General features: G+C 40.1%; 21 protein-coding genes. 17 read left to right on the forward strand and 4 right to left on the reverse strand.

The genetic code is table 11. From position 1 onward, the window contains the following. Positions 1-79 precede the first annotated feature (79 nt). The 5 genes from H7U02_RS02840 (at position 80) to greA (ending at position 5,345) form a co-directional block, all read left to right on the forward strand. Positions 80-796 carry a hypothetical protein gene (locus tag H7U02_RS02840; protein WP_002886515.1) on the forward strand — a complete coding sequence of 239 codons (717 nt, stop codon included), beginning with the start codon at positions 80-82 and terminating at the stop codon, positions 794-796. Positions 797-822: 26 nt separating this feature from the next. Continuing rightward, complete coding sequence (gene murC / locus H7U02_RS02845; RefSeq protein WP_002889872.1) at positions 823-2,151, forward strand: UDP-N-acetylmuramate--L-alanine ligase; 1,329 nt, start codon at positions 823-825, stop codon at positions 2,149-2,151. Between the two features lie 59 nt (positions 2,152-2,210). Then, positions 2,211-2,705: a GNAT family N-acetyltransferase gene (locus H7U02_RS02850; protein WP_073689405.1), complete on the forward strand. Its 495-nt coding sequence runs from the start codon at positions 2,211-2,213 to the stop codon at positions 2,703-2,705. A gap of 96 nt (positions 2,706-2,801) precedes the next feature. Next, positions 2,802-4,778, forward strand: coding sequence for an endolytic transglycosylase MltG (gene mltG / locus H7U02_RS02855; protein ID WP_201042744.1), 1,977 nt, complete (start codon positions 2,802-2,804; stop codon positions 4,776-4,778). An 84-nt stretch (positions 4,779-4,862) separates the two neighbouring features. Further along, the gene (gene greA / locus H7U02_RS02860) at positions 4,863-5,345 is read left to right on the forward strand and encodes a transcription elongation factor GreA (protein WP_107372509.1); all 483 of its coding nucleotides are present in this window, start codon (positions 4,863-4,865) and stop codon (positions 5,343-5,345) included. Between the two features lie 167 nt (positions 5,346-5,512). Here greA and yidC read toward each other — a convergent pair whose 3' ends face one another. Together yidC and H7U02_RS02870 are read right to left on the reverse strand one after the other, a co-directional pair. Continuing rightward, positions 5,513-6,430: a membrane protein insertase YidC gene (gene yidC / locus H7U02_RS02865; protein WP_037598962.1), complete on the reverse strand. Its 918-nt coding sequence runs from the start codon at positions 6,428-6,430 to the stop codon at positions 5,513-5,515. Between the two features lie 86 nt (positions 6,431-6,516). Further along, complete coding sequence (locus tag H7U02_RS02870; RefSeq protein WP_070575857.1) at positions 6,517-6,795, reverse strand: acylphosphatase; 279 nt, start codon at positions 6,793-6,795, stop codon at positions 6,517-6,519. 102 nt (positions 6,796-6,897) lie between these two features. Between H7U02_RS02870 and H7U02_RS02875 the strand changes: the two genes are divergently transcribed. The 3 genes from H7U02_RS02875 (at position 6,898) to H7U02_RS02885 (ending at position 8,953) form a co-directional block, all read left to right on the forward strand. Then, a complete protein-coding gene (locus H7U02_RS02875; protein WP_155198341.1) occupies positions 6,898-7,635 on the forward strand; it encodes a TrmH family RNA methyltransferase in 738 nt (245 codons plus the stop codon). A gap of 101 nt (positions 7,636-7,736) precedes the next feature. After that, positions 7,737-8,240, forward strand: a complete 504-nt coding sequence (locus tag H7U02_RS02880; RefSeq protein ID WP_002883682.1) for an HD domain-containing protein — start codon at positions 7,737-7,739, stop codon at positions 8,238-8,240. A gap of 23 nt (positions 8,241-8,263) precedes the next feature. Continuing rightward, positions 8,264-8,953, forward strand: a complete 690-nt coding sequence (locus H7U02_RS02885) for a Bax inhibitor-1/YccA family protein (RefSeq protein ID WP_049545705.1) — start codon at positions 8,264-8,266, stop codon at positions 8,951-8,953. Positions 8,954-8,990: 37 nt separating this feature from the next. On the opposite strand, the gene H7U02_RS02890 is transcribed toward H7U02_RS02885, so the two are convergent. Continuing rightward, entirely contained in the window at positions 8,991-10,127 is a 1,137-nt protein-coding gene (locus tag H7U02_RS02890) for a DUF5105 domain-containing protein (RefSeq protein ID WP_201042745.1), read from the reverse strand. A gap of 137 nt (positions 10,128-10,264) precedes the next feature. Between H7U02_RS02890 and H7U02_RS02895 the strand changes: the two genes are divergently transcribed. Further along, positions 10,265-11,518 carry a diaminopimelate decarboxylase gene (locus tag H7U02_RS02895; protein ID WP_201042747.1) on the forward strand — a complete coding sequence of 418 codons (1,254 nt, stop codon included), beginning with the start codon at positions 10,265-10,267 and terminating at the stop codon, positions 11,516-11,518. A 32-nt stretch (positions 11,519-11,550) separates the two neighbouring features. On the opposite strand, the gene H7U02_RS02900 is transcribed toward H7U02_RS02895, so the two are convergent. Then, positions 11,551-12,093, reverse strand: a complete 543-nt coding sequence (locus H7U02_RS02900; RefSeq protein ID WP_201042749.1) for a TetR/AcrR family transcriptional regulator — start codon at positions 12,091-12,093, stop codon at positions 11,551-11,553. Between the two features lie 245 nt (positions 12,094-12,338). On the opposite strand from H7U02_RS02900, the gene H7U02_RS02905 reads away from it, so the two are divergent. The 8 genes from H7U02_RS02905 to scpB all read left to right on the forward strand — a co-directional run bounded on the left by H7U02_RS02905 (position 12,339) and on the right by scpB (position 17,420). After that, a complete protein-coding gene (locus H7U02_RS02905; RefSeq protein WP_002883695.1) occupies positions 12,339-12,590 on the forward strand; it encodes a YneF family protein in 252 nt (83 codons plus the stop codon). A gap of 63 nt (positions 12,591-12,653) precedes the next feature. Continuing rightward, positions 12,654-13,469 carry a glutamate racemase gene (gene racE / locus H7U02_RS02910; protein ID WP_002889898.1) on the forward strand — a complete coding sequence of 272 codons (816 nt, stop codon included), beginning with the start codon at positions 12,654-12,656 and terminating at the stop codon, positions 13,467-13,469. Then, on the forward strand, positions 13,462-14,436 hold the full coding sequence (locus H7U02_RS02915) for a nucleoside-triphosphate diphosphatase (RefSeq protein ID WP_198463494.1): 975 nt from the start codon (positions 13,462-13,464) through the stop codon (positions 14,434-14,436). The genes racE and H7U02_RS02915 overlap by 8 nt, the downstream gene beginning before the upstream one ends. Then, positions 14,418-14,939, forward strand: a complete 522-nt coding sequence (locus H7U02_RS02920) for a metallophosphoesterase (protein WP_198463493.1) — start codon at positions 14,418-14,420, stop codon at positions 14,937-14,939. The genes H7U02_RS02915 and H7U02_RS02920 overlap by 19 nt, the downstream gene beginning before the upstream one ends. After that, positions 14,936-15,418, forward strand: coding sequence for a cyclic-di-AMP-binding protein CbpB (gene cbpB, locus H7U02_RS02925; RefSeq protein ID WP_201042755.1), 483 nt, complete (start codon positions 14,936-14,938; stop codon positions 15,416-15,418). The genes H7U02_RS02920 and cbpB overlap by 4 nt, the downstream gene beginning before the upstream one ends. Next, a complete protein-coding gene (xerD, locus tag H7U02_RS02930; RefSeq protein ID WP_201042757.1) occupies positions 15,372-16,133 on the forward strand; it encodes a site-specific tyrosine recombinase XerD in 762 nt (253 codons plus the stop codon). The genes cbpB and xerD overlap by 47 nt, the downstream gene beginning before the upstream one ends. Next, complete coding sequence (locus H7U02_RS02935; protein ID WP_002889903.1) at positions 16,133-16,846, forward strand: segregation/condensation protein A; 714 nt, start codon at positions 16,133-16,135, stop codon at positions 16,844-16,846. Before xerD ends, H7U02_RS02935 begins: the two co-directional genes overlap by 1 nt. Then, complete coding sequence (scpB, locus tag H7U02_RS02940; protein WP_064525558.1) at positions 16,839-17,420, forward strand: SMC-Scp complex subunit ScpB; 582 nt, start codon at positions 16,839-16,841, stop codon at positions 17,418-17,420. Before H7U02_RS02935 ends, scpB begins: the two co-directional genes overlap by 8 nt. Positions 17,421-17,508 lie beyond the last annotated feature (88 nt).

Consider the following 17,508-nt stretch of genomic DNA (forward strand, 5'->3'; position numbering starts at 1 on the left):
ATACTGCAAGACGTATCTTCACATTCCCGATTGTTTATATTAAGATACGCATCATCTCGAAAACGAAAGGAAGTCTTTTATGCATCGCCAAAGACGACAATTTCCGCTGATTCCAGACGGGGAATCTTGCTTGCAAGAACCGGTCTCTATGCGCCTATATGAAAATGAAGATTTAATCACAAATATCCGTGGCCCTTACCAAGATAAGGACTACAATGATTTGTTGCCGAACTATGATTTCTTGTCAGCTAAGCCTAGCAATCGTAAGCAGGCTTCAAAACGAGTGGAGACACAAGAAGCTGGCATGACTTATGCAGAGGAAGCCCGTGAAAAGGCTAAGCGTGATGTCCGTGAGAAACGCCAAAAATTCCTCCGCCAAGAAGTTCAACAAACCAAACATACTAATAGCCGTCAACTAACTGCTAAGCCTAAGGTAGAAGCTAAGCCAAGCTTTGAGGCTACTGTTGAGCCAGCTGCTGTAACAACGGATAAAGGGCCAGTGACAGCATCTATCTTGGGAGCTCCTGTAAGTGCTATCAAGCGAACTTTAGCACCTAACGGGAAACACTCAAAAATCCATCACTTGGCAAATCGTCTGCAACAGGATTCTTACATCTTGGCAGAAGTGGCTCCAACCTATCAACAGCCTAGTAACCCATCTCGTAAGAACGTCAAGAAAAATAGCTATGACTTCTTGAAACGTAGCCAGGTTTATAATTACCCAGAACGTCAAACTTACCGTGAACACCGAGTTGCTCAAGAATTAAATTTGACGCATTTAGAAGACGCAAACTAATCGCAGTGCGATTGTAAGGAGAAACTATGTCAAAAACTTATCATTTTATTGGAATTAAAGGATCTGGTATGTCAGCTTTGGCTTTGATGCTCCACCAAATGGGACACAAGGTTCAAGGTTCAGATGTGGAAAAATATTACTTCACTCAACGTGGTCTTGAGCAAGCAGGTATTCCTATCCTTCCTTTCGATGAAAAAAACATCACAGAAGATGTTGAATTGATTGCTGGAAATGCCTTTCGTGAAGACAACAACGTTGAAGTTGCTTATGCGATTAAAAATGGCTACAGCTTTAAGCGTTATCACGAGTTCTTGGGTCACTTCATGGATCAATTCACTAGCTTTGGTGTGGCAGGTGCACATGGTAAGACTTCTACAACAGGTCTCTTGTCACATGTTATGAAAAATATCACAGACACGTCATACCTTATCGGTGACGGAACTGGTCGAGGTTCTGCTAATGCACAATACTTTGTCTTTGAGTCTGATGAATATGAACGTCATTTCATGCCATACCACCCAGCATACTCAATCATCACTAACATTGACTTTGACCATCCTGATTACTTTACAAGTATCGATGATGTGTTCTCTGCCTTTGATGATTATGCTAAGCAAGTGCAAAAAGGACTCTTTGTTTACGGTGAGGATCCACACCTTCGTAAGATTACAGCCAATGCGCCAATCTATTACTACGGTTTCGAAGAAAATGATGACTTTATGGCAACAGACATTGTTCGTACAACGACAGGGTCTAATTTCAAGGTAAAACACGATGGACAAATTCTTGGAGAATTCCATGTGCCAGCCTATGGTCGTCACAATATCTTGAATGCAACTGCGGTTATTGGGACCCTCTATGTAGCTGGTTTCGACATGGATTTGGTTGCAGAACACCTTAAAACTTTCTCAGGTGTTAAACGTCGTTTCACAGAAAAAATTATCAGTGGTACTGTTGTCATCGATGACTTTGCTCACCATCCAACTGAAATTATTGCAACGCTTGATGCAGCACGCCAAAAGTACCCATCTAAAGAGATTGTTGCTATTTTCCAACCACATACCTTCACACGTACCATTGCTCTTCTTGATGAATTTGCTGAAGCTTTGAACGAAGCAGATGCTGTTTATTTGGCGCAAATTTATGGTTCAGCGCGTGAAGTTGACCATGGTGATGTTAAGGTTGAAGATCTTGCTGCTAAGATCAATAAACCTGCCAAAGTGGTTACAGTTGAAAATGTCTCACCTCTCCTTGACCATGACAATGCTGTTTATGTCTTTATGGGAGCTGGGGACATCCAACTTTACGAACGCTCGTTTGAAGAGCTCCTAGCAAGCTTGCAAACACACATGTAATATATTAAGGGCTGTAGCGATTTCGCTCAGCTCTTTCTCTTAATAGAAAGGAATTTAATATGCTTATTCGACATGCCCGAGAGGATGATTGGGCTGATGTTGTCCGTATCGAACAAGATAATTTTTCACCTGAAGAGGCTGCAACTCCAGAGGCTATTGCGGAGCGTTTAAAGACGATTTGTGATACCTTTCTAATTGCTGAAATTGATGGCGTTGTAGCTGGCTACATTGAAGGGCCTGTGATTGCGGAACGTTATCTTACAGATGACTTGTTCCATAAGGTGGTTCCTAATACTAGTCAAGGGGGCTTTATTGCAGTTACTAGTTTGTCTATCTCCAAAGATTTTAAAGGGCAAGGGATTGGGACAGCCTTGATTGCAGCGCTTAAGGATTTGGCTATCGCCCAAAAACGCCAAGGTATTAGTTTGACTTGCCATGATTACCTGATTGCCTATTATGAGATGAATGGTTTCACTGATGAAGGAGAATCAGAATCAAATCATGGCGGTAGCACTTGGTATAATATGGTTTGGGAGAATCCAGAAACCCATTGAATTCAGTGTTACGTTACTGTGACAAAGGACCAATTGATTTGCATTAACTGACTTTTTAAGATATAATGGCGTTTGTTACTATAGAGGAGGTATGCCTTGACGGACAAGTTTAATGAACACTCGGAATCTGCTGAAGATAGCCTAAGCTTTAAAGATCAGATTCTTCGAGATTTACAAGAAGCAACACGGCTCCGTTCTCTTCGCGAGGAGGAGCATAATAAAAGTGCAACTATGCCCGAGACACCACGTTCAACGTCAGCTGAGAGCGCTACAACACATAGTACCTCAGCGTCCAATAAAGTAAGTAACCAAGATTTTAGTTCACATTCTGTTTCTCACAGTGCTTTCGCTAAATCTATGACTTCTGAGACGGCTCAAGATTCTCAACAAGATAGTCTTGGCTTGTTTTCTGTTTCTCAAGCTGAGTCTTTAGTGTCTGATGCTCATTCAAATGAAGCGTCTATTTCTAAAGAACCTATTGAGGAGGAGAAAAAGGTAAATATTCCTCAGGAGACTGAAACGTCGAAACGCCGTTTTAAACGTCCGGTTTGGGAAACTAGCCTTAACGAAGCATCTGAAGAGGAGTATATTCCTGCAGATGTTGCCAAGGAGCTCATTGAAGCTAAGTCTAACGAAGCTATTTATACAGACCCTAAAGAATTGGAGGCCAAATTGACCTCAGAACGTCAAAAAGAAGCATTCTTGCAGGAACATCATGCAACAAGTGACCAAGCGTCGCAAGAAAAGGTTCAATCAGAGCTAGTGGCTGATGGTAATGAGGATGATGAGAGTATTTCTCTAGAACCCTCTGGAAAACCTAAGAAAAAGAAAGGTAAGAAAGTGAAGAAGAAAAAGTCTTCGCCAAAAGATGTTAAACAGGCTGATATTGTCGACGAAGAGCCGATTTCACGTTCTAACCGAAATCACAAACGCAATAAAAATAACCGTCGTGCTGGTAAAATTGCAAGAAATATTATTATCTTCTTGCTACTTATCTTGTCAGTAGCTGCATTCTTTGGTTATCGTTATGTTAGTGATGCTGTTGGCGCAAAAGATGTTAATTCAACTAAGTTTGTTAGTGTTGAAATTCCTGAAAATTCAGGTAGCAGTTATATTGGTCAACTATTGGAATCAGCTGGTGTCATTAAGTCTGGTAAGGTCTTTAATTACTATACCAAGTTTAAAAACATCTCAAATCTGAAAAGTGGTTATTACAACCTTCAGGCTAGCATGACTATGGATGAAATTATTGAGGCACTTCAGAAAAAAGGAAGTGATAAACCTCAGGAGCCATCTCTTGGTACGGTCTTGGTCAAAGAAGGATACACCATTGATCAAATTGCTAAGGCAGTTGAAGTTAATTCCTCAGCGAAAAAAGGCAAAAAAACATCAACTGGACTTAAGGCAAAAGATTTCTTGAAGCTGATGAAGGATGATGCTTTCATTACTAAGATGAAAGCGAAGTACCCAACCTTGTTGGCCAACCTTCCGAATTCTACGGATGCTAAGTATGTCCTAGAGGGCTATCTGTTCCCAGCGACTTATAACATTCATGATGATACGACGGTGGAATCTTTGGCAGAGGAAATGTTGTCTACGATGGATACCTACCTATCACCTTACTATGCGACGATTTCATCTAGCGGACACAATGTTAATGAGATTTTGACCCTAGCTTCTCTTGTGGAAAAAGAAGGAGCTACAGATGACGACCGTAAAAATATTGCGAGCGTCTTCTATAATCGTCTTAACTCAGACATGGCTCTACAAAGTAATATTGCAGTTCTTTATGCTCTTGGAAAACTTGGTCAGGAAACGACCTTGAAAGAAGATGCAACTATTGACACAAACATTGACTCCCCTTATAATGATTATGTTCATAAGGGGTTGATGCCAGGTCCTGTGGACAGCCCTAGTCTGTCTGCAATTGAAGCGGTTATCAATCCATCATCTACCAAGTACATGTACTTTGTTGCAGATGTAACCACTGGTAATGTCTATTTTGCTGAAAGCTATGAAGAGCATCAGCATAACGTTGAAACTTACATTAATAGCAAACTAAAAGATAAATAGTCTGATTGGCTCATTAAAATCAAGCAAACAAAGAGTGATTTTGAAAATAAAGCCAAGGGCTCAAAAAATAGGAAAGAGAAAAAAATGGCAGAAAAAACATATGTAATGACACAAGCGGAGAAAGAACAACTTGAAGCGGAATTGGAGGAGTACAAACTCGTCCGTCGTCCAGAAGTTGTAGAACGTATTAAGATTGCTCGTTCTTATGGTGACCTTTCAGAAAACTCTGAGTATGAAGCAGCCAAAGACGAACAAGCCTTTGTTGAAGGACAAATTCAGATTCTTGAAACAAAAATTCGTTATGCAGAAATCGTTGATAGTGATGCTGTTGCTAATGACGAAGTTGCAATTGGTAAAACTGTTGTTGTTCAAGAAGTTGGTACAAACGACAAAGATACTTACCATATCGTTGGTGCCGCCGGTGCTGATATCTTCTCAGGTAAGATTTCAAATGAAAGTCCGATTGCTCAAGCCTTGATTGGTAAGAAAGTTGGCGAAAAAGTCGCTATCGAATCACCAGCAGGTAGCTACTCTGTGGAAATCCTTAGTGTAGAAAAAACAGCCTAAGTGACTGTTGGAATTAAGGTGTTCAATATTTGAAACTAGTGGGAGTGAGACAAAACAGTTGTTCTGTCGCACTCCTTTTTTGCTTGTTGGCGCTATTAGGAATTAGGTTAGTCTGAATTAGTCTATAAGAAAAGCACTTTTGGAAAATTCCAAGAGTGCTTTGTAGCTTATTTACGATTTTGCTTACCGGCGTTACGGTTTTTCTTTGGTTTGCTCGCAATTGCTTGAGTATTTTTTGGTGTCACATCTTTACGCTTGCTTGGTGTTGTACGAGGTGCTTTTGGAGGGTTCTTTTTGAACTCTTCAGCAACTTTTTCTTTCAAGCGAGGTTTGATGATGTAGTTGGTAATCAACTGTTGGATAATAGAGAAGATACCACCAACGAACCAGTAGAGGATTACGGCTGCAGGTGAGCTAATACCAAAGAAGATCATCATGATTGGCATACTGTACATCGTCGCTGCCATTTGTTTACGTTGTTCTTCAGGAACTTGTTGAATAGACAACCAAGATTGGAAGTAGTAAAGCGCTGCGATGATGATAATCAATGGGAAGTCACGGTGACCAAGGTTAAACCAGAGGAAGTTATCCTTGAGTACACCAGGAGTGTAACGTGCTGCATAGTAGAGTGCTGAGAAGAATGGGAACTGAATCAATAGGGGAAGACAGCCGACACCGCCCATCAAGCTTAGACCGTTTTCACGCTGAGCTTGCATGAGTTCAGACTGGGCAGCCATTTTTTCTTCTTGAGTTTCAGCGTTGCGCAAACGTTCGTTAATTGGTTCTAAGATAGGCGCAAGGTATTCACGTTTTGCTGCTTGGTAGGCTGCGCTACGAGATTGATGAAGACCAAGTGGCAAGATAATCAAACGAACAATGATGGTTACGAAGATAATGCCAAGACCAAATCCCAGATTTAAATTATGTGCGAAGTAGGTGATGACGTGGCTCATAGGGCGACCAAGTAGGTTCCAAACCCAACCAGTAGGATTACCAGACTTATCAAGGCTCACACATCCTGATAGAAAGAGAAGCATGCTGGCAGCAAGCCCCATCAGGGCTAGACGTTTTTGATTTTTATTCACAATATCATTCCTTTTGTTTTTTAGTTATACTTGTCTATTTTACCTTTTTTTAAGGGAGAGAACAAGTTAAAAACGGAACTCCGACCTTAATTAGCCATGCGAAAATCGCTGTAATTAGGGAAGTTAGCCATGGTCACATCGACATAGGTTACTTTAGACCATTTTGAAGGTCCCTTTCGAACTTCTTGAATAAATTTAGCTAACTTAGAAGGGTTATCTGACTGAGCTAGAATTTCAACAGTGCCGTCGTCATTATTCCAAACCCGACCGCATATATCTCCAATATCTAGTGCTAGAGCATAGGTTGAATAACGAAAACCAACACCTTGGACTTTTCCTGAGACTAATAATCGTACTTTTTGCATGGTCCATGACCTCCTTTTGAAAGCTCTTTCTTTTAGTATAATCCTTGCTATAAAGTCGGTCAAGTCCAAGATTTATCAGGGGATTTCTGCTATAATGAGTGTATGGAAATCATTCAATCAAAGCAAAATGCTAGCATTAAGTCTGCTAGAAAATTATTGCAGCGTAAGCACCGTAAAACTAGCTATCTTTTAGAAGGATGGCATCTTTTTGAGGAAGCAAAGGCAAGCGGTGCCGAGATTCTTCAAGTTTTCGTACTTGAGGAAATGGCTGATCGTGTGGCTAATATATCTAAGGTTAAGTTGGTTAGTCCAGAGGTGCTTAAGGAACTCTGTGAAACTCAGACACCTCAAGGGATTGTGGTAGAAGTTGCTAAACAATCTCAAGCCTTGCCAAAGTCTTTCTCAGGGAAGTATCTGCTCTTGGAGGATGTTCAGGACCCTGGTAATGTAGGAACAATGATTCGAACAGCAGATGCCGCAGGTTATGACGGAGTCTTTTTGTCAGACAAATCAGCTGATATTTATAATCAGAAGACCTTGCGTTCTATGCAGGGAAGTCATTTCCACCTTCCAATCTATCGTGGACCAATTCTTGACATGGTTGAGGCTTGCAGAAAACAAGGTATCCCCGTCTTGGCAACGACTCTTTCCGATGTTTCCGTTGACTATAAAGCAGTTAATACAGATGGCAATTTTGCCCTAGTGATGGGAAATGAGGGGCAGGGAATTAGTCAGGATATGGCTGAGTCTGCTGATCAACTCGTACATATTAGCATGCCAGGTCAGGCGGAGAGTCTGAATGTTGCTGTTGCAGCAGGAATTCTCATGTTTAGTCTCTAGGTCTCAAGGATGATTTTAGGAGAAAACAACTGACTTTTAAAGTAATTTTAAGTACTAGTGGTATAATGAAGAAGCATTAGAAACATTAATGAGGTATTATTATGAAACGACCAGAAGATGATAAAGAATTCATGGAAGTTGTGGGACATTTGATTTCTCATCCACGTTTTCAAAAATTGGATGGGATTGTACAACACCATCATTCGACACGTTTAGAACACTCGGTTAATGTTAGTTACACCAGCTATAAGATTGCTAAAAAATTTGGCTGGGATGCCAAGAGCACAGCTCGAGGTGGTCTCTTACATGACTTTTTCTATTATGATTGGCGAGTGACTAAATTTAACAAGAGTCATGCTTGGGTACACCCACGTATTGCTGTTCGTAATGCCAGAAAGCTTGTTAATCTGAATAAAAAAGAAGAGGATATTATCCTCAAGCATATGTGGGGAGCAACGATTGCGCCGCCGAAGTATAAGGAATCTTATATTGTTACTATGGTGGATAAGTATTGGGCGGTTAAAGAAGCAGCGACACCCTTACGAAACCGAATCAAAAATCGTAAGTTTTTCCGTCGCAAGACTCTACAAAGCCACCACCAATAATTCATTATTTTTAGGAGATAACTATGGAATCAAATGCAATTTATACAACTAGTGATGCGGGCTTGAACCGCTTTTTCGGAAAGATTTATGGTCTTGTCGGTATGGGAGTGGGACTTTCAGCAGTCATCTCTTATCTGATGCTCTTCCCTCTTTCGCATCTTTTTGTCAACATTCTCATGAATTATTCTTGGGTTTACATGGCGGCACTCTTTTTAGAGTTTGGTTTGGTCTTTTTGGCTAGCGGTGCTGCAAGAAGGAATACACCTGCGGCTCTACCTTTATTTTTGGTTTATTCTGCTCTGAATGGATTTACACTTAGCTTTATCATCGTACAATATACGCAAGCCATTGTTTTCCAAGCTTTCCTTAGCACTGCCATTGTTTTCTTTATCATGGCACTTATCGGAGTTACCATTAAGCGAGATCTATCAGGCATGGCCAAGTTCCTTATGGCAGCCTTGATTGGGATTATTGTGGCTAGCTTGATTAATATTTTCTTTGCAAGTAGCATGATGAGTTTTGTGATTAGTATTGTATCAATTCTTATTTTCTCAGGTTTAATTGCCTACGATAACCAGATGATTAAGAAGGTTTATTATGGTACCAATGGTCAGGTCACAGATGGATGGGCAGTTTCTATGGCACTTAGTCTTTACTTGGATTTCATTAACTTATTCTTGAATATCTTGCGTCTCTTTGCTAGACGTAATTAGTAAAAAAAATCAGCCAGATGGCTGATTTTTTTACTGTCTAATAGTTTTTTGTGAGTGTTCCTTGCTGACCTGTGTAAGCGTAGAAGAGTGGATAGTAATCCCATTTTCCGACATAGCTATCTTTATCTGGGAAAGCCCACTTGTCGTCTTTTTTGGTAAGCTCGACTGAGTAATTATCAAAGATATTTGTCCCTTCAGTCTTTGGTGCTGATGGGTTTACTTCTTTGATTGAATTCGGTAGGTAAGTTTCCATGTAGAATTGTCTTGTCAGTTGGTCGACATTTCCAGCGTTAGCACCATTGCTTTGTAGGTAGTTTTTAAGTTCGTCTGTGAGATTGGGGTGATTAGCACCATAGGCGTCGTCTGCAGCTTTCATACTGATAGTTGACATGCTGACATTGAATTCTGCCTTATCTTTAGCGACGATAATGTTGTCAACAGTGTAGCTGCCGCGTTCACGGTTAGCTGTTTGAACCCAACCAAAAACTTTTGGAACTTCATCACCGGTTGGTTTGATGTTATCAGTTGCATCATAGCTGTATTGAAGGCTATCTGAGAAATATTGGTTAAGTTCGCCCTTAGCTTTGTCCAAGTCGTTAGAAACAAATTTGCTGTAGTCTTTGCTTTCGCCACCTAGAAGAACTGCGTTGAAATAAGCATCAACAGCCTTTTTAACATTGGTAGTTGTTTTACCATCGAAATCTTTTAGGTTAGTAGAAACAGTTTGTCCTTCTGTCTTCTCATCCTTTGATTCAAAATAGAGTTTATAGCTTTCGTCGTTGTTAACTTCGAAAAAGAGTGAGACAGTTTTGTAGTCGTCAGCTTCAAGCTTTCCAAAGTCATCTGTAGCATCCTCTACGTTCTTATTTTTGTTAAAGAGAGTAGGGAGGTCACTTTTGTCGAGCTTGCTTGCTGTGACTTTTTTACCATCTTTATCTTTGAGGTAGAATTGTTTAGCAGATGTTTTGAGCTCATTTTCCATATCTTCCGAAGTATTCTCGAGTTTGAATGAGACTTCGACTAGGGTTTGGTCATCCTTGAGCTTGAGGTCGCTTCCTGACATATAGACAATTTCGTTAACAGAAAGCTTGGCATCAAGTTTTGGCTTGGCACATGCTGAGAGCGTTAAGATGGCTGCTAGAGCAAGAGCCCCAGAGTAAAGATATTTTTTCATAAATAATCCCCCGTTATTTTATTTAGGTTATAGGTCTATTGTATCATGAAATATGCTTTGAGATTATTAGAAAATTGGGTTTCAAGCCTTTTCTTATGCTATAATAGGATTACTATTGTAAAAAAATGGAGAATAAAATGACAAAAACACCTTTTATTGCAGCTGATAAACTTGAACAAATCACTGCAGAATTTCCCACACCTTTCCATCTTTACGATGAAAAAGGTATTCGTGAAACAGCACGTGCAGTTAATGCAGCTTTTTCGTGGAATCCAGGTTTTAAAGAATTCTTTGCTGTAAAGGCCACACCTAATCCAGCAATCCTCAAAATTTTGAAAGAAGAAGGGTGTGGTGTCGATTGTGCGACCGATACAGAGCTTGTCATGAGTAAGAAAATTGGTTTTGATAGTAGCGCCATTAGCTTTACGTCTAATGATACACGTGCAGAAGAGTTTGTTTACGCTCGTGATATTAATGCGACAATTAACCTTGATGCTTACGAAGATATCTTTTTCTTGCAAGAGGCTGCAGGACTTCCTGAAACCCTTTCTTTGCGCTTTAACCCAGGGGGCGTCTTCTCTCTCGGTACTGATATCATGGATCATCCTGAAGAATCAAAATTTGGGATGACTAAGGAACAGCTCTTCAAAGGCTATGCTTACCTTAAAGAAAAAGGAGTGAAATCATTCGGCTTGCATGCTTTCTTAGCATCAAATACAGTAACGAATGAGTATTACCCAACCTTGGCTGCTCAACTGTTTGAATTGGCGGTAGAAATCAAGAATGAACTTGGAGTTAGTCTTGACTTTATCAATTTATCAGGTGGTGTTGGGGTAGACTACACACCGGCTAATAAGCAAAATGACATTGCTGTTATCGGTGAAGGGGTTCATGCTAAATTTGATGAGATCCTTGTTCCGAATGATCTTGGACATATCAGTATTTACACTGAACTTGGACGTTTCATGACAGCACCTCATGGCCTTGTTGTTACTAAGGTTCTTCATATTAAGGATACTTATCGTCGTTACGTTGGTGTAGATGCTTCTGCGGTTAACTTGCTTCGTCCAGCTATGTACGATGCCTACCACCACATCACGAATATGACTAATCCAGATGGTGGCATTCAAGTAGTTGATGTGACAGGTTCTCTTTGTGAAAATAATGATAAGTTTGCTAAGAACCGTGAATTGCCAGAAGCTCGTATTGGAGATACCTTGGTTATCCACGACACAGGTGCACATGGTTTCTCAATGGGTTACAACTATAATGGACGTCTTCGTTCTGCAGAAATTCTCTACCAAGAAGATGGAACGGCTCGTATGATCCGCCGTGCAGAGACGATGAATGATTACTTTGCTACTCTTGATGGTTTTGATTTTGACATTTAACAAAAAATAAGCTAGGCCTTAAAGGCCCTAGCTTATTTTACTTTAATGATGACAGCTTCAAGAATGATATCGGCTAACTCCTCAGGGGATTCGATACAGCCTTCTTTGAGCCATAATGTTAAAATGGTAACAATGGTGCTAACATAAACTTCCAATGAATATTTGGCAGGGATATGATAGCTTTGTTCCATGAGCTCTGTAACATTTTCAATATCAGAGTTAAGGATAGTCTCGATAATGAATTCACGAATCATCTCATTGATGTTTGGAATGTGTGTCATTAAGGTGAGACAGAGTTTTTGATTTTCCTTAAGATATCCTAGCATTTCAGTAACAACACCCTCTTGGTAGGTCATGTCTTCCTGAAGAATACTTGAAACTTTATCTAAAATCTTTGAGAAGGTTGTTTCAACCAAATCTTCTTTATTTGAATAGTAGTAGTAGAAAGTTGGTCTGCTGAGATTTGCCTTCTTGATGATGTCTGTGATGCTGATTTGTTCGAGTGAACTCTCTTCTAAGAGTTCAATAAATGCGTTGACAATTTTTCGTTCGGAAATAGTTGCTTCCTTGAGCATAAATAAACCCCTTTATATAAACATAATAATAATTCCACAACTTATATAATAACCTATTTTTTTTCTAGAAATCTTACAAGTCCTTTACAGTTGTAAGTGGAAAATACTGAAACTCTCATTTTGTCGATATTTTAAACGAAAAAACTTTTTTTCTATACGTTTTTAAGAACCAACGTCTTATTTGTCAGTAGGGTCCATTTTTGCTATAATATAAGGTAAATCAACGTTATAGGAGAATTAAATTTATGAACACCGTCCTTTGGATTATTCTTGTTTTTGTAGCCCTTTTGGGTGGTTTTTATGGAGGCGCATACTTTGCCCGCAAACAAATGGAGAAAGAATTGGCTGAAAATCCTCGTTTGAATGTGGACGCTGTTCGTACCATGATGTCGGCTGCGGGTCAAAAGCCAAATGAAGCAAAAGTGCGTCAAACATATAACCAAATTATCAAACAACAAAAACAAGCACTTGCAGATAGCAAGAAAAAGAAAAAATAATGGTGGGGAGCTGGGACGTGAATCTCAGCTTTTTACATGTAACCTAGGGGATAAGGAGGCAAGATGGATAATCGACCTATAGGATTTTTAGATTCTGGTGTCGGAGGACTGACGGTGGTACGTGAACTTAAACGTCAGTTGCCTCACGAGTCTATTGTTTATATTGGTGACTCTGCTAGGGCGCCGTATGGTCCTAGACCAGCAGAACAAATCAGAGAGTATACCTGGCAGTTGGTTAAATTCCTTCTGACCAAAGATGTAAAAATGATCGTTATTGCTTGTAATACGGCAACAGCAGTAGTTTGGGAGGAAATCAAAGGAGCCTTGGATATCCCAGTTCTAGGTGTGGTTTTGCCTGGTTCTAGTGCTGCCATTAAGTCTAGTCAATCGGGTCATATTGGCGTCATTGGGACTCCTATGACGATTTCCTCTAACATCTATGAACAAAAAATTAAGCATCTGGCACCACAAATGAATGTCTTGAGTTTATCTTGTCCTCGCTTTGCCCCTATTGTTGAATCCAATGAAATTAACTCAAGTGTGGCTAAAAAGATTGTTTATGAGAGCATGGCACCTTTAGTCGGTAAGGTAGATACCTTGGTTTTAGGTTGCACCCATTACCCACTTTTACGTCCTATCATCCAGAATGTTATGGGGCCAAGTGTCAAGCTAATTGATAGCGGAGCTGAAACAGTTCGTGATGTTTCCGTTTTGCTCAATTATTTTGAAATTAATCGTAGCCGTGAAGTCGAAGACAAGACGGAAGAATATTACACCACAGCTAGTGTGCTTGGTTTTAAAGAAATCGCAGAACAATGGCTGGGTGAAGAAGTTGCTGTCCAACATGTCGATTTGGACAAGGAGTTAGAAAATGACTAAATCAATTTTAGAATATAAAGACGAACAAGACTGGTATTTGGCTAGTTTTGGAAGCTACAATCACTTGACTTGTTTTGGTGGTGATGAGGCCTATGAACAATTTGTTGACCTTTTCCAAGCCTTGACTAACGTTTTGGCTGTTAGTGGTTTCCAGTTACATATTGCTAAACATTCTTCAGACCTTCGCTTGGTATCCTTTATTTTGGATTGCTTGAAAGAGCAAACTGGTCGTGACCTAGCTGTTACGCAACATCAAGGGGCCTTGGTAGTTAGTGAAGGGGATAAGCTTGTCTATGTTCATGTGCCAAGAGAAGGTGTCACCTTGAGTGATTTCTTTGGTTCTGATAACAAATCAGATTTTGGTGATGTCCTATTGATTGCGACACGCAATGAAGGAAAAACTAAGGAATTTCGTAAACTATTTGGAAAACTAGGCATTAAGGTAGAGAATCTTAATGATTATCCAGACCTTCCTGAAGTTGCTGAAACAGGTATGACCTTTGAGGAAAATGCACGCTTGAAGGCGGAAACCATTTCTGACTTAACTGGTAAAATGGTCCTCTCAGATGACTCTGGTTTGCAGGTAGATGTTCTTGGAGGTTTACCAGGCGTTTGGTCTGCACGCTTTGCAGGCCCTGATGCCACAGATGCTGAAAATAATGCTAAATTATTGCATGAGCTCGCTATGGTGCTTGATGATAGCAAACGTACGGCGAACTTCCATACAACCCTAGTTGTTGCAGCACCTGGACGTGATAGTTTGGTTGTTGATGCCGACTGGAAGGGTTATATTGGCCGAGAACCTAAAGGTGACAATGGTTTTGGTTATGATCCTCTCTTTTTAGTTGGTAATACGGGTAAAACAGCAGCAGAGCTTTCTGCAGAAGAGAAAAATGAACAATCTCACCGTGGACAAGCTGTTAAGAAACTTATGGAGGTCTTCCCAGCATGGCAGAACAAACAATAATCGTAATGAGTGACTCCCATGGGGATCGTGATATTGTAGCAGATATAAAAAAACGTTATCAAGGAAAGGTGGATGCCATTTTCCACAACGGAGATTCGGAGTTAGAATCAAGTGATCCTATTTGGAAAGGTATCTATGTAGTTCGAGGAAACTGTGATTATGATTCAGGTTATCCAGAACGTTTGGTCGTTAAACTTGGAGATGTGATTATTGCACAAACACATGGTCATCTCTATGGCATTAATTTTACCTGGGACAAGTTAGATCTTTGGGCGCAACAAGAGGATGCTGATATTTGTCTTTATGGCCACTTGCATGCGGCAACAGCTTGGCGAAATGGTAAGACAGTGTTTATCAATCCAGGTTCTGTTTTACAGCCACGTGGACCTATCCATGAGAAACTTTATGCAAAGGTGATTATAAATGATGCAAAAATTCGTGTGGAATATTACACACGTGACCATGAACTTTATTCAGAACTTACACAGGAATTTGAACGATGATTGCTAAAGAATTTGAAGATTTTTTGTTGGCTCGTTTAGATAATTATTTAATTCCATCAGATCAGGTTGCTATTTTTATTGATAGTCATAACGCTAATCATGTGGTTTTGCTTTTGACGAGTAACGGTTATTCGCGCGTTCCCGTTTTGACTAAGGATAAGCATTATCTTGGGACCATATCTTTGACAGATATTAAGCGTTATCAAGATGAACATAACTTGCAAGAGTGGGAGATGGTTAACCGTGATATCGGGCCGATGATATCAGATGTCGTGGAAACAGTGGAAGATAATGCTAATCTAAACGAGGTAATGCATAAGCTAGTTGATAATCCTTTCCTTCCTGTGGTTGATAGCCAAGGTATTTTCAAAGGAATTATCACACGAAAATCGATTCTAAAGGCGGTTAATAGCCTCTTACATGACTTTACACATGACTATATCATCATTCCAAAAACAACTGACAACTCAGATCACTGATTTTCTGGCTACTAAGGTCATTTCAGAGAGTTCAAAGCAAGCTTATACTTATGATCTTAAGCAGTTTGCAACTTTGATTTCAGGACAAATTGATCAAACCAGTCTTAAGCTCTATGAAAACCAACTCAAGGAATGGAAGCCATCCGTACAAAAACGTAAGCGCTCTGCGGTCAATCAATTTTTACTATATCTCTATCAAAAGGGTGAACTAGCGAAATTTTTCAAACTATCAGAGATGGTAACGCTACCTTCTCAGGAGGATAAGTTGCAGATACTAGATCTTTCGCCGCTTTACGAGGGACGTGAAGGGGCTGGGAAACTGGCCTGTCTGCTGATTCTAGAGTTGGGGCTCTTGCCTTCAGAGATTTTGGAGTTGGACTGGTCCGATATCGACTTGGATTTTGGTGTTGTAACTGTGGCCAAGGGAACGACTAAGCGTGTTCTTAGACTTGAAGCAGATGTGAAACAGTATTTGTTGGCTATTAAAGATGTGAACAGTCAGGGATTGCTTTTGGGTAAGGTCTATACTCGACAATGGCTGTATAAGCAAATCCAGACTTATGTTAGTGACTGTGGCTTATCGAATGTGACTGCTCAAGTCTTGCGTCAGCAATTTATTCTTAGACAAATTGAAAAGGGAACGGGCGCCTTTGAACTTGCTCGTTTACTGGGACTAAAAAGTCCAGTGACCTTGGAGAAATACTATAAAATCTAATGGATATTAAGTTAAAAGATTTTGAGGGACCACTGGATTTGTTGCTCCATCTGGTTTCTAAGTATGAGGTAGATATTTACGATGTCCCCATTGTTGAGGTTATTGAGCAATACTTGGCTTATTTGGCAACCTTGCAAGCCATGAAGCTTGAAGTTGCTGGGGAATATATGCTTATGGCTAGTCAGCTCATGCTGATTAAGAGTCGTAAGCTTCTGCCGACAGTGGTGGAAGCTGAGCCAGAAGCAGATGATCCAGAACTAGAGCTCTTGAGTCAGTTGGAAGAATATGCACGCTTCAAAGCAGTTAGTCAAGAGTTGGCTAAGCAGCATGAAGTGCGAGCTCAGTATTTTTCAAAACCAAAAGTTGAATTAGTTTATGAAGATGTGACGCTGAATCAGGATAAGACCATTCAAGACATTTTCTTGGCTTTTTCAAAAATCATGACTGAAAAGCAAGAAGAAATTCGGCGAAATCACACGACCATTGCGCGTGACGATTATAAAATTGAAGACATGATGCTGATTATTGAAGAAGCATTTGGCTCAAAAAATGAGCTATATCTGGATGAACTTTTCACAGATGCTAAAGATATGAATCAAGTAATCACCCTCTTTTTGGCAACTCTTGAATTGATTAAGGTACATCGCATATCAGTACAACAGGAAACAATTTTTGGCACAATCACACTAAGAAAGGAATGGACGAATGAGTAGTCACTTAGCACGATTAGAAGCTTTACTTTTTGTGGCTGGTGAAGATGGTCTTAGTCTACGTACTATGGCACAGCTTTTGGAAATGCCAGTGACGGGTCTGACTCAGTCTTTGGAGAAATTGCAAGCCAAGTACGAGGCAGATGAGGATTCAGCTCTGTGTTTATTGGAATCATCAAATACCTATAAGTTAGTGACTAAACCAGATTTTGCAAGTCTCCTTCGTGACTATTCTAAAACGCCTATTAACCAGAGTTTATCACGAGCGAGTCTTGAGGTCCTCTCTATAGTTGCGTATAAACAGCCCATTACTCGTGCTGAAGTCGATGACATTAGAGGTGTTAATTCTAGTGGCGCTATTGCTAAACTTCAGGCCTTTGATCTTATTCAAGAGGCTGGTAAAAAGGATGCTGTCGGTCGTCCTAACCTATATGCGACTACTGATTATTTCCTAGACTATATGGGCATTAACAGTTTAGACGAGCTTGTGGCGATTGATCAACTAGAACTTGAAGATCAAGAAACGAGTCTCTTTAGGGAAGATGCTTCAGAGGAGCTTGAGGACTTGGACAATTAAGAGTAAATCTTGTTGAAACTAATCATTAAAAATAAAGAAACATAGCAGAGATGCTAGGTAGAAAGGATATAGCTTAAGCTGTAGAAAA

Origin of the sequence: Streptococcus sp. 3.1, from assembly GCF_016648915.1 — a bacterium.
GTDB lineage: Bacteria > Bacillota > Bacilli > Lactobacillales > Streptococcaceae > Streptococcus > Streptococcus salivarius_E.